The sequence below is a fragment of the Streptomyces sp. NBC_00464 genome, from assembly GCF_036013915.1.
Lineage (GTDB): Bacteria > Actinomycetota > Actinomycetes > Streptomycetales > Streptomycetaceae > Streptomyces.
This window is the reverse complement of the sequence record NZ_CP107899.1, coordinates 2432211-2448571: the sequence shown is the minus strand read 5'-3', so window position 1 is coordinate 2448571 and position 16361 is coordinate 2432211. Positions and strand designations below refer to the sequence as shown.

The 16361-nt window shown below is 69.6% G+C and carries 14 protein-coding genes; 12 read left to right on the top strand and 2 right to left on the bottom strand.

Annotated features, from left to right (window positions below):
• Positions 1 to 15: 15 nt before the first annotated feature.
• The 4 genes from OG912_RS10605 (at position 16) to OG912_RS10590 (ending at position 4022) form a co-directional block, all read left to right on the top strand.
• Positions 16 to 1143, top strand: coding sequence for a sugar kinase (locus OG912_RS10605; protein WP_327709138.1), 1128 nt, complete (start codon positions 16 to 18; stop codon positions 1141 to 1143).
• A gap of 73 nt (positions 1144 to 1216) precedes the next feature.
• Positions 1217 to 1975: an IclR family transcriptional regulator gene (locus OG912_RS10600; RefSeq protein WP_326738398.1), complete on the top strand. Its 759-nt coding sequence runs from the start codon at positions 1217 to 1219 to the stop codon at positions 1973 to 1975.
• Positions 1976 to 1981: 6 nt separating this feature from the next.
• Positions 1982 to 2410, top strand: coding sequence for a RidA family protein (locus OG912_RS10595; RefSeq protein WP_327709137.1), 429 nt, complete (start codon positions 1982 to 1984; stop codon positions 2408 to 2410).
• 136 nt (positions 2411 to 2546) lie between these two features.
• Complete coding sequence (locus tag OG912_RS10590) at positions 2547 to 4022, top strand: GntP family permease (protein ID WP_327709136.1); 1476 nt, start codon at positions 2547 to 2549, stop codon at positions 4020 to 4022.
• A 76-nt stretch (positions 4023 to 4098) separates the two neighbouring features.
• Here OG912_RS10590 and OG912_RS10585 read toward each other — a convergent pair whose 3' ends face one another.
• Both OG912_RS10585 and OG912_RS10580 read right to left on the bottom strand, forming a co-directional pair.
• Complete coding sequence (locus OG912_RS10585) at positions 4099 to 6378, bottom strand: serine/threonine-protein kinase (protein WP_327709135.1); 2280 nt, start codon at positions 6376 to 6378, stop codon at positions 4099 to 4101.
• Positions 6379 to 6590: 212 nt separating this feature from the next.
• On the bottom strand, positions 6591 to 8258 hold the full coding sequence (locus OG912_RS10580; protein ID WP_327713388.1) for a chitinase: 1668 nt from the start codon (positions 8256 to 8258) through the stop codon (positions 6591 to 6593).
• 792 nt (positions 8259 to 9050) lie between these two features.
• On the opposite strand from OG912_RS10580, the gene OG912_RS10575 reads away from it, so the two are divergent.
• The 8 genes from OG912_RS10575 to OG912_RS10540 all read left to right on the top strand — a co-directional run bounded on the left by OG912_RS10575 (position 9051) and on the right by OG912_RS10540 (position 16323).
• Entirely contained in the window at positions 9051 to 9911 is an 861-nt protein-coding gene (locus OG912_RS10575) for a hypothetical protein (protein WP_327709134.1), read from the top strand.
• Positions 9912 to 10092: 181 nt separating this feature from the next.
• Positions 10093 to 10803, top strand: a complete 711-nt coding sequence (cpaB, locus tag OG912_RS10570; protein ID WP_326738403.1) for a Flp pilus assembly protein CpaB — start codon at positions 10093 to 10095, stop codon at positions 10801 to 10803.
• A 7-nt stretch (positions 10804 to 10810) separates the two neighbouring features.
• Complete coding sequence (locus OG912_RS10565; protein ID WP_326738404.1) at positions 10811 to 12058, top strand: AAA family ATPase; 1248 nt, start codon at positions 10811 to 10813, stop codon at positions 12056 to 12058.
• Positions 12059 to 12167: 109 nt separating this feature from the next.
• Entirely contained in the window at positions 12168 to 12632 is a 465-nt protein-coding gene (locus tag OG912_RS10560; protein WP_327709133.1) for a TadE family protein, read from the top strand.
• Complete coding sequence (locus tag OG912_RS10555) at positions 12626 to 13030, top strand: TadE family protein (protein WP_327709132.1); 405 nt, start codon at positions 12626 to 12628, stop codon at positions 13028 to 13030. Before OG912_RS10560 ends, OG912_RS10555 begins: the two co-directional genes overlap by 7 nt.
• 36 nt (positions 13031 to 13066) lie before the next feature.
• Positions 13067 to 14407 (top strand): CpaF family protein, encoded by a 1341-nt coding sequence (locus OG912_RS10550; protein WP_326738407.1) that lies wholly within the window; start codon positions 13067 to 13069, stop codon positions 14405 to 14407.
• A 61-nt stretch (positions 14408 to 14468) separates the two neighbouring features.
• A complete protein-coding gene (locus OG912_RS10545) occupies positions 14469 to 15407 on the top strand; it encodes a type II secretion system F family protein (RefSeq protein WP_327709131.1) in 939 nt (312 codons plus the stop codon).
• Positions 15408 to 15435: 28 nt separating this feature from the next.
• Complete coding sequence (locus tag OG912_RS10540) at positions 15436 to 16323, top strand: DUF5936 domain-containing protein (RefSeq protein ID WP_327709130.1); 888 nt, start codon at positions 15436 to 15438, stop codon at positions 16321 to 16323.
• Positions 16324 to 16361 lie beyond the last annotated feature (38 nt).

Genomic DNA, 16361 nt, shown 5'->3' with positions numbered 1-16361 from the left:
TCCCGAGGAGCCCGAGTGTCCGGAACCCCGGCCAGGACCGACGCCGACGCGACCACCGATGTCGTGTGCCTCGGCGAGTCCATGGTGACGTTCCTGCCCTCGCAGCCCGGGCGCCTCGCCGACGTGCCGTCCTTCGGCCGCGGCATCGGCGGCGCCGAGTCCAACGTGGCCTGCGCCCTCGCCGCGGCCGGGCACCGCGCGGCCTGGGTGAGCCGGGTCGGGGCGGACGGCTTCGGCGACCACCTCGTCGACGCGATCTCCGCGTACGGGGTCGACACCTCCGCCGTGCGGCGCGATCCCGCCCGGCCCACGGGCATCTACTTCCGTACGGCGACGGACCGCGGCACCGACGTCCACGAGGTGGCGTACTACCGGGCCGGGTCCGCTGCCTCCGCGATGTCCCCCGCGAACGTCCCGCACGAGGCACTGCTCGCCGGCCGGGTCCTGCACCTGTCCGGCATCACGGCGGCGCTCTCCGCCGACTGCCTGGCGCTGCTGCACGAGCTGACGGCCCCGCGCCCCGGACGCCCGCTCGTCTCCTTCGACGTCAACCACCGCCCCGGGCTGTGGCGCGGCGCCGACGCGTCCCCCGGCGTCCTGCTGGACCTGGCCCGCCGCGCCGACCTCGTCTTCGTCGGGGAGGACGAGGCGGAGGAGGCATGGGGGGTGAAGGGCGCCGACGCGATTCGTGCGGCTCTTCCGGAACCGGCGGTGGTGGTCGTGAAGCGGGGTGCGGAGGGCGCGACGGTCTTTTCTCGCCCCACCCCGCCCCTTCCCGAACCGGGGCTCCGCCCCGGACCCCGCTCCTCAATCTCCCCCAGACTTCGTCCGGGGGGACCCCCAGGGGCTGAAGTGGTCACCGACGTCCCCGCCCTCCGCGTCGATGTCGTCGCCCCCGTCGGCGCCGGTGACGCCTTCGCCGCCGGGTTCCTCTCCGCCACCCTGCGCGGACTGCCCGTCCGCGACCGGGCCCGGCACGGCCACCTGATGGCCGCCGCCGTCCTCACCGTCCCCGGCGACCTCACCGACCCGCCCGCCCGCGCCCGGGCCGACCGCCTCGCGGCCCTCGACGACACCGACTGGGGGAGACTGCGTCTCGGCCCCGGGTGGACGGGGGACGACACGGAGGTACGCAAGACATGAGCGAGCGCAGCGAGCGACCCGACAAGAGGGGCGTCACCGGCGAACGCCGGGCCGAGGGCAGCGAGGCACGCGCATGAGTCAGACCGTCGACCGGGCGCTGAGCATCCTGCCGCTGCTCGCGCAGGGACCCGCCGACCTCGGACAGGTCGCCGAGCGGCTCGGCGTCCACAAGTCCACGGCCCTGCGCCTGCTCCGTACGCTCCACGAGCACGGGCTCGTCTACCGCCAGCAGGACCAGCGCTACCGCCTCGGCGCGCGGCTCTTCGCGCTCGCCCAGGAGGCCGTCGAGAACCTCGACGTACGGGAGATCGCCCACGCGCACCTTGTCGAGCTCAACGCGAACTGCGGGCACACCGTCCACCTCGCCGTGTACGAGGAGAACGAGGTCCTCTACATCGACAAGGTCGAGAGCCGCTACCCGGTCCGGATGTACTCCCGCATCGGCAAGCCCGTCGCGATCACCGTCGCCGCCGTCGCCAAGCTCCTGCTCGCCGACCTCTCCGAGACGGAGCGGCGCGCCATCGCGGAGAAGCTCGACTACCCCATGTACACGTCCCGTTCGACCCCCGGCCCCGGCGCCTTCCTCAAGGAGCTCGCCACCGTGCGCGAACAGGGATGGGCCACCGACCTCGGCGGCCACGAGGAGTCCATCAACTGCATCGGCGCCCCCATTCGCGGCGCCGACGGGCGCGTCGTCGCCGCGATGTCGGTCTCCGCACCGAACGTGGTCGTCACGGCCGAGGAACTCCTCACCCTGCTCCCCCTGGTCCGTCGCACCGCCGACACCATCAGCCGGGAGTACTCCGGCACCAACCGACCCAAGAAAGTCTGATCAGCGATGACCGACAGCACCGCCAAGACCGTGAAGACCCCGCTCACCCCGAGCACCCACACCGCCCCGCCCGCGAAGTTCTCGCACGGCGTGCGGAAGGGGAACATCCTCCAGGTCGCCGGCCAGGTCGGCTTCCTGCCCGCCGTCGAGGGCCAGGCCCCCACCCCGGCCGGTCCGACCCTGCGCGAGCAGACCCTTCAGACCTTCGCCAACGTCAAGGCGATCCTGGAGGAGGGCGGCGCGAGCTGGGACGACGTGATGATGATGCGCGTCTACCTCACGGACGTGGACCACTTCGCCGAGATGAACGAGATCTACAACACCTACTTCGGCGAGCAGAACCTGAAGGAGGCCCCCGCGGCCCGCACGACGGTCTACGTCGGCCTGCCCAAGGGCCTGCTCATCGAGATCGACGCCCTCGCGGTCCTCGGCTGAGCCTGATCCCCTTGCCGCACCCGCACCAACGCACCACCATGCCGGTCACGGCGCCCCACCCCACCGGGGCGCCGTGCCGCGCTCCCCCCTCAGGGCGCGCCGTACCCAGAACCCATGGACGACAACGGAGTTACCCATGCTGCTCGCCGCCAGCCCCCCACCGGTCGAGACGCCACCCCACACCGGTGGACTCCTCCTCCTCATAGGCGGGACGGCCGGTCTGCTGACCGTCGCCGTCCTCGGTATCGCGCTCCTCCTCTTCCTGATCATCAAGGTCAGGCTGCAACCGTTCGTCGCCCTGCTCGCCGTCTCCATAGCCGTCGGCCTGGGCGCGGGCCTCTCCGTGACCGAGCTCTTCGGTACGGTGCAGAAGTCCGCCGCCGTCTCCGTCATCGAATCCGGCATGGGCGGCATCCTCGGCCATGTCGCGATCATCATCGGCCTCGGTACGATGCTCGGCGCGATCCTCGAAGTCTCCGGTGGCGCCGAGGTGTTGAGCACCCGGCTGCTGAACCTCTTCGGTGAGAAGCGCGCCCCGCTCGCCATGGGCCTGACCGGTCTGATCTTCGGTATCCCGGTCTTCTTCGACGTCGGCATCTTCGTTCTCGCGCCGATCGTGTACGCGGCAGCCAAGCGCTCCGGCAAGTCGATCCTGCTGTACGCGATGCCGCTGCTGGCGGGCCTGTCCATGACCCACGCGTTCCTGCCGCCGCACCCCGGCCCGGTCGCCGCCGCCGGCCTCTTCCACGTCTCGCTCGGCTGGGTCATCCTGATGGGCGCCGTCGTCGGCATCCCGTCCGTGCTGGCCGCCTGGGGCTACGCCGCCTGGATCGGCAAGCGGATCTTCGTCGAGGTCCCGCAGGACATGGTCGAGGCCGCCGAGGAGGCCAAGGCCGCCGTCGTCGCCGAGCAGCGGGCCGCCGGGGTCACCCCGCACGAGGCGCCCGTCGCGCTCTCCACCGTCCTCGCGATCATCGGCACCCCGCTGGTGCTGATCCTCGCCGCGACGTTCTCCTCCATCGCGCTCGACCCCTCGACGCTCCGCTCCGTCATCGAGTTCTTCGGCAACCCGTTCGTCGCCCTGACGATCGCGCTGCTGCTCGCCTACTACCTGCTCGGCATCCGGCGCGGCTGGTCCCGCAAGTCCCTCGAATCCGTGTCGACCTCGTCCCTCAAGCCGGTCGGCAACATCCTGCTCGTCGTCGGCGCGGGCGGCATCTTCGGCGCCGTCCTCAAGAGCAGCGGCATCGCGGACGCGCTCGCCGACACGTTCAACGACGTCGGCCTGCCGGTCATCCTGCTCGCCTGGCTGATCTCGGCGGTGCTGCGCATCGCCCAGGGCTCGGCGACGGTCGCCATCGTGACCACCGCCGGGATCGTGGTCCCGCTCGTGGAGGACCAGGACTTCTCGCAGCCGCACCTGGCGCTGATCATCATGGCGATCTCGGCCGGTTCGATCATCGCCTCGCACGTCAACGACGGCGGCTTCTGGATGGTGTCGAAGTACTTCGGCATCTCCGAGCGCGACACCCTGAAGTCCTGGACGGTCCTGGAAACGGTCCTGTCGGTGGCCGGGTTCGTCGTGGCGGCGCTGCTCAGCCTGGTGATCTAGGGTCTCTCGGGCTTCCAGGTCCGCTCGGGCTTCTCGGTCCCTCTCGGTCCTCTCGTCCGGATGGGTACTGGCCGGTTCAGGCCGCCGACGCGCAGATGATGCTCCGGCCCTGGTTCACCGGCCAGTACCAGAACCGCTCGCCGCCCCCGGACGGGCAGGTCCAGTTCTCGCCCGCCTTCGGGGCCCGGTAGAACCCGGTGATCCGCAGGATCGACTGGCCGGCCACGGGGACGGTCGACGCCTTGCAGCCCCAGACCACCGTCAGATCGGCGCTGGTGGCCCCGGTGACGTCCGCGGGGAAGCACTGGCCCACCTGGTACACCCGGTCGAGGCAGAGCGTCCTGTCGACCCCGTCGTCACCGGACCTGCTCCACCAGGTGAAGCCCGCCCCGGTGTCGCAGGAGCTGGAGCCTCCGGAGAGGGTGCTGACGCGGTTGACGTGCATGTACGCGTTCGAGGCGCGGCAGCTCACGCGGACCGGGCGGTCGGCGCTCATGTCGTTGTGCCCGTCGTTGTACACGTTGAGACAGTCACCGGCGCGCACCGCGGCGAACGCCCGGTCGGTGGCGTCCGGGGTGGGGGTCGGAGTGGGAGTCGGCGTCGGCGTCGGGTCGTCCACGGTTTCGCTGCCGGAGTTGTCGGTGCTGCTGCCGGATCCGCTGCCGGTGCTGCTCCCGGTGTCGGTGCCGGAGTCGTCCGTGTGCGTGTCGAGGTCGCTGCCGGACGATGCGGCGCCCGAACTGCTGCCCGCGGACGAACCACCACCGCTGCCGCCGTCGTCACCCGTCGTCTCCCAGGGCTGCCAGACCAGCAGGGCGATGACGGCAGCCACCGCGATCAGCCAGCCCAGGCCCGATGAGCTGCCCGAGGAACCGGTACGCGGGGGTGTCGGGCGCGTGGTGCCCGGGGTGGGCGGGGCGGTGCTGGGTGAGGACGTACGCGCCCGAGCCGCACGACGGGCCGCCTCCCGCTCGGCCCGCCTGCGGGCCTCCCGCTCGGCCTGTTCCCGCGATGCGCGCTCGGCCGCCTCCCGTGCGGCGCGCTCCCTTGCCGCACGCTCCCGTACGGCCCGCTCCTGCGCCGCCCGCTCCCGCTCGGCACGCTCGTGTTCCTGCGCCGCGCGCTCCCGCTCGCGCCGGGCGCGCGCGGCTTCCAGGCGCTGGGCGGCCACTCGATCGGCCTCCATACGGGCGGACTCGGCGCGCTCCCGTTCGGCGCGTTCCTGCTCGGCCTGCTCGGCCCGCTGCCGCTCCGCGAGCTCCGAGAGGGCCGCCAGGTCCGGCCGAGCCCGGTCGCGGCGGGCCCGGTCGCGGGCCGCGCGGGCCTGCCGCTCCGGCGGGTAGACGAGCGTCGGGGGCGGGGGCGGCACCACGCGAGTGCGCTGGACGAGCGTGGGGGGCACCGGGCTCGCCGGGTTCGACCGGCTCGTACGCCGGTCGTTCGCCAGTTCCAGGCCCTGGGTCGCGTACGCGCCGATCAGCGCCGTCCACCGGGGCGGCAGCCACCGGGTGCCGCTGTGCGAAGCCGGCAGACCGGCCTGGGCCTCGCGGAATCGGGCGAGCAACTCCGCCGGTTCGGGGCGCCGGTCCGGGTCGAGGGACAGGCACGGCCGGATCGTCGCCACGAGCTCCTTCGGCAGCCCGCCGAGGTCGAGTTCGCCGCGCTGGACGCGGGCCAGCAGCCGCAGGGTGTCGCCGTCCGTACCGTAGGGCGGCCGTCCGGTGGCGAGCATGAAGAGCGTCGCGCCCAGGGAGTAGACGTCGGACGCGGCGGTCGACTCCTCGCCGCGCGCCTGCTCCGGCGAGGTGAAGGCGATCGTGCCGAGCGTGAGGCCGGTGAGCGTGAGGTCGCTGGCGTGCGAGATGCCGAAGTCGATGACCCGGGGGCCGTCCAGCGGCAGCAGCACGTTCTGCGGCTTCACATCGCGGTGGACGATGCCCACTCCGTGCAGGGTGACCAGGGCCTCCGCGGTCCCGGCGGCGATCCACCGTACGGCGGAGGCGGGCAACACCCCGCAGTTGCGTATCAGTTCGGAGAGCGGAGGTGCTGCGATGTAGTCGATGGCCATCCACGGCCGCTCCGCGTCGGGGTCGGCGTCCCGGACGCGCGCCGTGTACGCGCTGGCGACCCGCTGCGCGACCGCCACCTCGCGCGCGAAGCGACGGCGGTCGATGTCGCCGACGTCCCCCTCGGCCAGCAGCGTCTTCACGGCGACCAGTGCCCGCCCGCCGCGCTCACCGCTGCGGGCCAGATAGATCCGCCCCATGCCACCGGACGCGAGCCGTCCGATCAGCCGGTACGGTCCGAGCGTCGCCGGATCGTCCCCACCCAGCGCCTGAACCCGCGCCCCGGCCATGTCACTCCCCCTGTCGCACCCTCCGGGCAACGGTGCCACGAGGCTCCCCGAACAGCCATGGATTGCGGCAACTCCCGGACACTCTGTTGCGGGTCCGATACAGGCCCGGGACGCCCGCCGCACCCCGCACATGCAGCAGCGCCACCGGGGGAGCGGCGGCGCTGCTGGTCAGTGATGCCGGACGGGATCAACAGGACCCGGTCCGGGCGGTGTTACGGCAGGGCGTGGACGTGCGGGCCGACCGCGTTCGACCAGGCGTTGCCGGACTTGGCGTCCCAGTTGGTCGACCAGGTCATCGCGCCGCGCAGGCCCGGGTAGGTCTTCGACGGCTTGAAGGTGCCGCAGCCGGTGCCCTTCGCGAGGCAGTCCAGGGCCGCGTTCACGACCGAGGGGGACACGTAACCGCTGCCCGCGCCACTCGTGGAGGCGGGGACGCCGAGGCCGACCTGCGACGGGTCGAGACCGCCCTCCAGCTGGATGCAGGCGAGCGCGGTGAGGAAGTCGACCGAGCCCTGCGAGTAGACCTTGCCGTCGCAGCCGAGCATCGAACCGCTGTTGTAGTACTGCATGTTGACGACGGTCAGGATGTCCTTGATGCCGAGCGCCGTCTTGAAGTACTCACCCGAGGTGGACTGCATGTCGATGGTCTGCGGGGCCATCGTGATGACGAGGCCGGAGCCCGCCTTCTGCGACAGCGAACGCAGCGCCTTCGTCATGTACGTGGAGTTGAGGCCGTTCTCCAGGTCGATGTCGACGCCGTTGAAGCCGTACTCCTGGATGAGCGAGTAGAGCGAGTTGGCGAAGTTGGTGGCGGAGGCGTCGCTGTTGACCGAGACGGACCCCTTCTCACCGCCGACCGAGATGATGACGTTCTTGCCGGCCGCCTGCTTCGCCTTGATGTCGGCCTTGAACTGGTCGACGGTGTAGCCGTTCAGGCCCGCCGAGTCCAGGTTGAAGGTGACGGCGCCGGGCGTGGTCGTGGCGTCGGCGAAGGAGACCGCGATGATGTCGTAGTTCGCGGGCACGTCGCTGAGCTTCTGCACGGTCGCGCCGTTGTTGAAGTTCTGCCAGTAGCCGGTGACCGCGTGCTTGGGCACGGAGGTGCCGGGGTTCGGGTTGCCCGTGCCGGAGGTCGCCGTACGGCCGCTGACGGTGGCGGACTTGACGGACTCACCGGCCGCGTTGGTGGCGGTCACCGCGAACTGGTACGCGGTGTCGGCGGCCAGCCCCGTGATCGTCGCGGAGGTCCCGGTGGAGGTGGTGGTCTTCGCGCCGTCCTTGTAGACGGTGTAGCCGGTCGCGCCGGACACGGCGTTCCAGGACAGGGCGAGGGAGGACGAGGTGGCCGTGCCGACGGCGAGACCGCCGGGGGCCGCGGGGATCGTCGGGGCGGGGTCGGTGCCACCGCCGCCGTCGGGGCCGGTGACCGAGAGGTCGTCGACGAGGTAGGCGGCCTGCCCGTACCAGCCGTGCGTGTACACGGTGACGGAGGTGGTGCTGGGCCCGGTCGTGAAGCTGGTGGAGAGCTGGGTCCAGCTGCTGGAGCCGGGGGACCAGGTCGACACGTCGGTGGTCCCGGTGCCGCTGGCGCCCAGGTAGGCGTAGCCGCCCTGGACCCAGGAGCTGAGCGCATAGGTGGAGTTGGGCTTCACGGCCACGGTCTGGGTGCACTTGGCGTTGTCCTGGCCGGCCGGGGTGGCCTTGAGCGCCGAGGTGCCGCCGTGCACGGGGGAGGAGACGGTGGCACCGCTGCCGCCGGAACAGGTCCAGTTGGCGAGGCCGGATTCGAAGCCGGCGTTCTTGGCGACGTTGACGTCGGCGGCCGATGCGCTGCTGACGAGACCGGTGAGGGTCAGCGCGCCCGCGGCGAGGACGGCCATGGCGGATCCGAGGAGCGGGCGGCTGTGCCGTCTTCTGCGGTGGATCGGCAGGCTCGTTGCGGGGGAACGTTCCACTTGCTGCCTCCGTGGGGGAGTCGGGGATGGCGGGGAACGGCACGGGGATGCCGGGGCCGGACACGGGGGTGCCGGGGTGTGGAATCGAGGAACGGTGGCCACCGCTGGGCGATAAAACTGGTCCAGACCAATCAAGTTGTCAAGACCTCTGGCAGTGAACCGTCACAAACGGCGTCCGGCGGAAGGGGTTCCGGACGGAGTTCCGGGCCCCGGCCGTTAGCTCCTGAGGGGGAGTCGGGAACGACTCCCGAGGGTGTGCGGACGGCGATCCCGTCGGACCCCACCGGCCCCACTGACCGGGCCGATTGGTGCCGATCGGTGTCGATCGCGTTGGGCCCGGGGGCCCCAATCCGGGCCCAGAGTTCACATTGGGCCCACCGGGAACGCAGTGGCCTGCCGCGTGAATGCGCTCCCACGCCTCTGACGTGCATAAAGACTGATGAGGATCATGAATAACCCTGGTGGGGAATGGGTATTCGATTAAATGGTACGGACTTTAACAACTAGTCACTTGGGGCGATTTGTCACGCGAACGCCCGGTGGGGGTTCGTGGGCCCGTCCGCACTGGGTCCTGGAAGGTGTTCTCTACCTCGCATTACGTGGATAAAGTGCTGACGCAGGAGCGCCTGAGTGAGGAGCACCTGACGTGAGCGATTGCGGCCGGCGGTATGCGGCGGCCGGAGCCGAACGGGGAACAGCGTGCCGACAGCAATAGCAGTGACAAGCGCTGATCTGGTGCTGTCCCCGGCCGATCAGCAGACGCCCACAGCGGTGGTTCTGCGCGCCCCCGAGGAGCAGTCGCTCGAACAGGCGGTGAGCGACATGCACGTGCTCCTGGAGCAGCACGGCTACGTCATCGCGGTCTATCCCGCCAGCATCAAGCCCACCCATGAGCGGCGGCTGCACGCGATCCGCGCGGTGATGGAAAGTGACCGTATTGCGCTGCTCAAGGTGGATCTGCCCCCCCTGGGCCTTGCCGTACTGGTCCGCCAGTTGCGGCAGTTGTCCATCTGCGACTTCAGCGCCGGGGTCGTCGCCTCCGCGGCGAGGCTGCTCTCCCACTACATCCACTCCGGTGCGCTCCTGAACTCGGTGACCAAGCTCGACCGGGTGCCGGTCAGCCTGAAGACCCACGCGAAGTCCTGGGTCCCCGGGTCCCAGTTCGGCGTGATGGCCAACCCCAACCCCCAGCTGATCAAGATCGGCTCGGGGGACCTCACCGGACCCGAATTCGGGACCCACCTGCTGGTCGCGAAGGGGTCGCTGCAATCCGACTGGGTCACGGCCACCGTCGCCCCGGCCTGGGACGTGCAGGCGGTGCACGAGGCCCCGTTGCCCGCGGAATCGCCTTCCTGGTGGGGGACTTCGAAGATGATCGAATTCGCCGCTTTTCTGCCCGATATTTCACTGCTCTATCAGCTGGTTTCCTCGGTTCGCAGGGAGGTCTGCACCTGGTGCGGAAATGAACTCATCGGTGACCGCTGTGGTCTCTGCTCGGCCCCACTGAAACCGCCGGAGAACCAAACGCGCGGATCCGGTGTCCTGAGCCAAGGAACACCGATGCGCCAAGGGTCGTGAGCCACCGCGACGGCGGCGGCTCCCCTGCTGCACCCACCCCCCGGAGAACAGTGCACGGCGTCGGCCCGTCCCCGCGGGCGACGCCACAGCGAGACCTGCGACGGCTCGACCCCGCTCCGCCCCTCAGCCCGTCCCTCACTCCGCTCATCGGCCCACGTCTCCCAACGAGGTTGCTCCGCTCATGAACTCACGGCAACGCCGCGGCGTCATCCTTCTCCTCCTCTCGGTCCTCTGTGCCTTCGGTGCGTTCGCCGGCGTGCTCTCGGTCATCAGCGATGTGAACTCGAAGGTCGGCCCGGAGGTGACTGCCTACCAGGTCAAGACGGACATAGCCCCCTACCGGCCACTGGAACCGGGGCAGTTCGAGAAGGTCAAGATGCCGAAGCGCTGGCTGTCCAAGAACGCGGTCACCGACCTCTCGGTGCTGACCGGCAAGATCGCCGTCACCAGCCTCCGCAAGGGCTCCCTGCTCCAGGACGACATGCTCGTCAAGCGCCCCAAGCTGGAGAACGGTCAGCAGGAGATAGCCATCATGATCGACGCCGCGACCGGTGTCGCCGGCAAGATCCGGCCGGGCAACCTGGTCAACATCTACGCGACCTTCGAGGGCCAGACCGACAAGGACAAGCCCACCTCGCGCGTGATCGTCCCCAACGCCAAGGTGCTCGACGTCGGCCAGCTGACCTCGCTCGACCCGAAGGGCGACGACCGCGGCGGCCCCACCGAGGCCGTGCCGATCACCTTCGCCCTGGACACCACCGACGCCCAGCGCGTCGCCTACGCCGAGTCCTTCGCGGAGCACGTACGGCTGGCCCTGCTGCCCGACGACAGCCCGACCACCCTCCGTCCCGGCGAGGGCAGTTACAACCTCGACGAAGACAAGAACAAGTGAGGACCGGATGAGCACACGAATCCTCCCGGCAGTCGGTGACGCCGACGCCGCCCGGTCCATCACCACGCTGCTCAGCCAGCTCCCCGACGCGGAGCCGGCGGCGCCGCTCGGCGACTCGACCTCCCTGCTCGACACACTGGCCCGGCTCGCCGCCGAGTCACTGGACGAGCTGCCCGAGGTCGTGCTCGTGCACGAGCGGATCGGCCCGGTGCCGGCGCTTGAGCTGATCCGGGAGGTGGCCCTGCGCTTTCCCGCGGTCGGGGTCGTACTCGTCACCGCCGACATGAGCCCCGGGCTCTACTCGGCGGCCATGGACTCCGGCGCCCGCGGCCTGGTCGGCCTGCCCCTCTCGTACGAGGAGCTGGCCCAGCGCGTCCAGGCCGCCGCCGGCTGGTCCGTCGGAGTCCGCCGCCACCTCGGCGCGGGCGCCGAGATGTTCACCGGCCCCGGCGGCACGGTCGTCACCGTCAGCGGCGCGAAGGGCGGTGTCGGCGCGACGGTGGTGGCCGTACAACTGGCCCTCGCCGCAGCGGCGTCAGGCCACACCGTCGCCCTGGCGGACCTGGACCTCCAGTCCGGGGACGTGGCGTCCTATCTGGACGTGCAGTTCCGCCGGTCGATCGTCGACCTCTCCACCATCCAGGACATCTCGCCACGCGTGCTCCAGGACGCCCTGTACAGCCACGACACCGGGATCGCCCTGCTGCTGGCACCGGGCGAGGGTGAGCGGGGCGAAGACGTCAGCGACCGGGTCGTACGTCAGACGATCGGCGCCCTGCGCCACCGCTTCGAGGTCGTCATCATCGACTGCGGTACGCACATGAACTCGGCCAACGCCGCTGCCATCGAGATGGCGGACCGGACCCTGCTGGTCACCACCCCGGACGTGATCACCGTCCGCGCGGCCAAGCGCATGGTCCGGCTCTGGGACCGCCTGCAGGTCCGCAAGGCCGAGGAGACGGTCACTGTCGTCAACCGCTACACGCGTAACACGGAGATCCAGCCACCGCTGATCGAGAAGATCACGGCCACGAAGGTGGCACGGGTCGTCATCCCCGCGAACTTCAAGGAACTCCAGGCGGTGGTCGACGCCGGCCGCATGCAGGACCTGGAGGCCAAGTCCACGGTGAAGCAGGCGCTGTGGGGGCTGGCGGGGGACCTCGGCCTGGTGAAGAACGCGGAAGGCGCCGACAAGCAGGGCAAGTTCAAGGGCGACCGCGGTTCGTTCGGCGCGCGGCGGGGACGTACGAAGTGAGCGGCCGGGCACGCAGTGACGCGGCCAGTGATGCGATCAGTGACGCAATCAGCGAAGAGACCAGCGCAGTGACCAGTGAAGCGAAGAGACCGAGGGGGACCGTTGAATTATGAATCTTCTACGAACGGGCCGGCCGCCGGCGGATCCGGACACCGCGAGGGCTGAGACAGCCGTCGCTGGTGAGCGACGCCGACGCACCCGGAGCGACCGGGGCCAGACGGCGATCGAGTTCGTCGGCACGCTGCCGTTGATCCTGGTGACGCTGGCGGTGATGTGGCAGGCCGGACTGGTCTGTTACACGTGGGTGCTCGCGGGCAACGCGGCGGACAAGGGCGTCAGGGCGGCAGCGGTCGCTGAGGGCAGCTCATGGCAGGCATGCGAGCAGGCTGTACGCGAGGACGTGCCCGACGCCTGGGAGACCGACGTCATCCGCTGCAACTCCGGCGGCGGCGACCTGGTCACCGCGAAGGTGGAGGTCAAGGTGCCCCTCATCTTCCCAGGGGTGTTCAACGTGCCGTGGCACGCGACGGGCGACGCCAAGGCCAAGAGGGAGAAGGGCGGGTGGGGATGGTGAGGCGCACATGGGCGCGGCAGCCCGGCACCGGACGCACGACCGCCTCCCGTTCGGACGGCCGACGGGGCCAGGCCGCCATCGAGTACGTGGGTGTGCTCACCCTCCTGCTCGTCATATCCCTGGCCGTGGTTCAGCTCGGCATCGCGGTATACGCGGCCCAGCAGGCCGGCACGGCCGCACGGGCGGGGGCGCGGGTGGGCTCGGACAAGTACCAGGTGGGGCGCGCCGGGTCGGTCGCCCGGGATTCCCTGAGTGACTGGCTGGACGACGACCCCAGGATTCTCGTGACCTCAGGTGTGAACAGCGTGACCGTGCGGGTGCGGATCGACATCCCCTCTCTCCTGCCGATGTTCAAGTTCGGAAAGGTCACGAAGACAGCCACCATGCCGCGCGACTGATCCAGTACCGCTGCACCACATCAGGGAGTTGAGGACATGAGCCTGCGGGCGCGCATTACCGGTCCCGAGCCGACGCGCGGGCTGAGCGAAGAGAGTCGACTGGTCCAGGTCTACCGCGCCAAGCTCCTGGAGGAGATCGACCTCGCGGAGATGTCCGCCCTCGCGGCGGCCGAGCGCCGGGCGCGGCTCGAACGCGTCCTGGGCCACATCATCAGCCGCGAGGGCCCTGTCCTCTCCCAGATGGAGCGCTCGCAGCTCATCCGCCGGGTCGTTGACGAGTCCCTCGGACTCGGCATCCTGGAACCGCTCCTCGAAGACGCCTCCATCAGCGAAATCATGGTCAACGGACACGAGCAGGTGTACGTGGAGCGGCGCGGGCGCCTGGAACTGCTCCCGATGCGCTTCTCGTCCAACGAACAGCTGATGCAGACCATCGAACGCATCGTCTCCACGGTCAACCGCCGCGTCGACGAGGCGAATCCGATGGTCGACGCGCGACTCCCCTCGGGCGAGCGTGTCAACGTGATCATCCCGCCGCTCTCCCTCAAGGGCCCGATCCTCACCATCCGACGCTTCCCCAAGGCGTTCACGCTCCAGGAGATGATCGGGCTCGGCTCGCTCGACGAGCACATGCTGATGCTGCTCGCCGGACTGGTCCGCGCCAAGTTCAACGTGATCGTCTCCGGGGCCACCGGCACCGGCAAGACGACGCTGCTCAACGCGCTGTCCGGGCTGATCCCGAACGGCGAGCGCATCGTCACGATCGAGGACTCCGCCGAGCTCCAGCTCCAGCAGTCCCATGTGATCACGCTGGAGAGCCGCCCCTCCAACGTGGAGGGCAAGGGCCAGATCAGCATTCGCGACCTCGTCCGCAACTCCCTGCGTATGCGCCCCGACCGCATCATCGTCGGTGAGGTCCGAGGCGGCGAGACCCTCGACATGCTCCAGGCGATGTCCACCGGTCACGACGGCTCGCTCGCCACCGTCCACGCCAACAACGCCGAGGACGCGCTGATGCGTCTGCAGACGCTGAGCTCCATGTCCGAGGTCGAGATCCCGTTCGTGGCGATCCACGACCAGATCAACAGCGCCGTCGACGTGATCGTTCAGCTGACCCGTCACGCCGACGGTTCCCGTCGGATCACCGAGATCGCGATCGTGGACTCGCACGGACGCGAGGACTACCGCATCGTCTCCGTCTGCCGCTTCAACGCCCAGCCGATGGCCGCGGACGGCCGCATTTACGGAAAGTTCGACTACTACCCCCTGCCCCGTCGAGTGGCCGACCGCCTCTACATGTCGAGTGAGGCCGTCCCCGCGGCCTTCGGTGTCGCCGAGGCGGAGGAGCAGCTGAGCATGCGCAAGTCCGCCGCGTGATCTCCTTGCCGGCCGCCGTTACGTCCCCAGCCCGCCGCTCACCCAGAAGGCCTCGTCCGACATGGATAATCTTCCGCTCCTGACGATCGGTGTGACGCTCCTCGCCGGTCTGTTCGCCGTCATAGGCGTGCACATCTTCACGTCGGGCAGAGCTCAGCAGCAGATTCTGGTCGACCGGATGTCCCAGACGGGCCAGCTCACCATAGGCGGCCGCACCCGTCGCTTCCGGGGTGTCGACCGGTGGCTGCGCCAGACGGATCTGGGCAAGCGCATCGAACGCAAGATCGCGGCGACCGGCCTCGACCTCACACCGGGCGAGTACTTCGTCTACGTCGTAGCGGCACTGCTCGGCCTCTACTTCGTGGTCGGCTCGATCTTCGCGTCGTTCTTCGGACTCATCGCCGCGCTCATCGGTCTGTGGGGAGGCAACGCCTTCCTCAACTACCAGCGCGCCAAGCGCACCGAGGCATTCATCAACCAGCTCCCCGAGCTGACCCGCGTCCTCGCCAACGCAACTCAGGCCGGCCTGGCACTCCGTACGGCCATCAGCATGGCGGTGGACGAACTCGACGAGCCGGCGCACGAGGAGCTGCGCCGGGTGGCCGACCGGCTGGCGGTGGGCCACTCGCTGGACGACGCGATGAACGAGCTCGTCGAGCGGCTTCCGTCGCGCGAACTGACCGTGCTGGTCTCCACCCTGATCCTCTCCAACCGGGCGGGCGGCACGATCGTCTCCTCGCTGCGCAACCTCACGGGCACGCTGGAGGAGCGCAAGGAGACCCGGCGAGAAGTCACCACGCTCCTGTCCCAGGTCAAGGTGACCGCGGTCGCCGTCCCGATCCTCGGACTGGGCTTCCTGCTCATCATCAACAGCATGCGGGCGGGCGCGCTGGACGACATGACCGCCTCCACGCCCGGCCGGATCGCCGTCCTCGCCGCCGCCGGCCTCTACGCTCTCGGCTTCTTCCTCATCAGTCGACTCACTCGCGTCCGGATTTGACGGCCCCAATCAACAAGGAGAGGACATCATGGATCTTCTGATCGCGGCCGTCTTCGGACTCGCCGTCTACGGAGCGTTCCACGGCATCCGCATGTATCGCGCAGAAGCCAAGCTCCCCGGCGACATGGAACTCGCGCTGGAGGTCGGCGCCAGCCGCACCACGGTCGCGGGTGGCCTGGCGGACCGCATGGGCATGCGCTACGCGCCCCGAGTCCTGTCGATGATGGGCCCCAAGCGCGTCGACAAAGTGCGACGCAAGCTGGACATGGCCGGCAACCCCGCGGGTATGACGGTCGACCGTTACGCGGCGCGGCGCGCCTTCTACGGCGGCCTCGGGACGCTCGCGGCGCTGGCCATGCTCATGAACGGACAGCTCATTCTGGCCATCATCCTGTTTGTCTACGGCCTCTTCTGGACGGACGTGATCATCAGGTCCGCCATCTCGCGTCGTAAGGACGACATCGACCGGACGCTCCCGGACTTCCTCGACGTCCTCGCGGTGGTCGTCTCGGCCGGACTGGGATTTCGGCAGGCGCTTGAGCGGGTCGCGGAGAAGTACCAGGGGCCGTGGGCCGACGAACTCCGCATCACCCTGCGCCAGATGGACATGGGTGTCAGCCGCCGCGATGCCTTCGATCAGCTCCGCAAACGGAACGAGTCGGAGCAGGTGTCGATGTTCGTCTCGGCCCTCCAGCAGGGGGAGGAGCTGGGTGCTCCGATCGTGGACACCCTGATCCAGATCGCCAACGACATGCGTCGGACCGACTCCCAGAACGCGCGACGCAAGGCAGCGAAGGCCGTTCCCAAGGCCACGCTGATCGTCACCAGCTTCATGCTGCCCGGAACGATGATCCTCATCGTCGTCGGCTTCTACTACGCGTCTCAAGTCAACATCGGGGATGTGTTCGGCGGTTGATTCATCCGCATACGAGGAAGAGACCTGAACTGACGAGG

What these genes read in the sequence shown, in the direction of transcription:
- OG912_RS10600 (WP_326738398.1), top strand. Translation starts at nt 1,217, where the DNA reads ATGAGTCAGACCGTCGACCGGGCGCTGAGCATCCTGCCGCTGCTCGCG.
- OG912_RS10585 (WP_327709135.1), bottom strand. Translation starts at nt 6,378, where the DNA reads ATGGCCGGGGCGCGGGTTCAGGCGCTGGGTGGGGACGATCCGGCGACG.
- OG912_RS10580 (WP_327713388.1), bottom strand. Translation starts at nt 8,258, where the DNA reads ATGGCCGTCCTCGCCGCGGGCGCGCTGACCCTCACCGGTCTCGTCAGC.
- OG912_RS10565 (WP_326738404.1), top strand. Translation starts at nt 10,811, where the DNA reads ATGAGCACACGAATCCTCCCGGCAGTCGGTGACGCCGACGCCGCCCGG.
- OG912_RS10560 (WP_327709133.1), top strand. Translation starts at nt 12,168, where the DNA reads ATGAATCTTCTACGAACGGGCCGGCCGCCGGCGGATCCGGACACCGCG.
- OG912_RS10555 (WP_327709132.1), top strand. Translation starts at nt 12,626, where the DNA reads ATGGTGAGGCGCACATGGGCGCGGCAGCCCGGCACCGGACGCACGACC.
- OG912_RS10595 (WP_327709137.1), top strand. Translation starts at nt 1,982, where the DNA reads ATGACCGACAGCACCGCCAAGACCGTGAAGACCCCGCTCACCCCGAGC.
- OG912_RS10590 (WP_327709136.1), top strand. Translation starts at nt 2,547, where the DNA reads ATGCTGCTCGCCGCCAGCCCCCCACCGGTCGAGACGCCACCCCACACC.
- OG912_RS10545 (WP_327709131.1), top strand. Translation starts at nt 14,469, where the DNA reads ATGGATAATCTTCCGCTCCTGACGATCGGTGTGACGCTCCTCGCCGGT.
- cpaB (WP_326738403.1), top strand. Translation starts at nt 10,093, where the DNA reads ATGAACTCACGGCAACGCCGCGGCGTCATCCTTCTCCTCCTCTCGGTC.
- OG912_RS10540 (WP_327709130.1), top strand. Translation starts at nt 15,436, where the DNA reads ATGGATCTTCTGATCGCGGCCGTCTTCGGACTCGCCGTCTACGGAGCG.
- OG912_RS10550 (WP_326738407.1), top strand. Translation starts at nt 13,067, where the DNA reads ATGAGCCTGCGGGCGCGCATTACCGGTCCCGAGCCGACGCGCGGGCTG.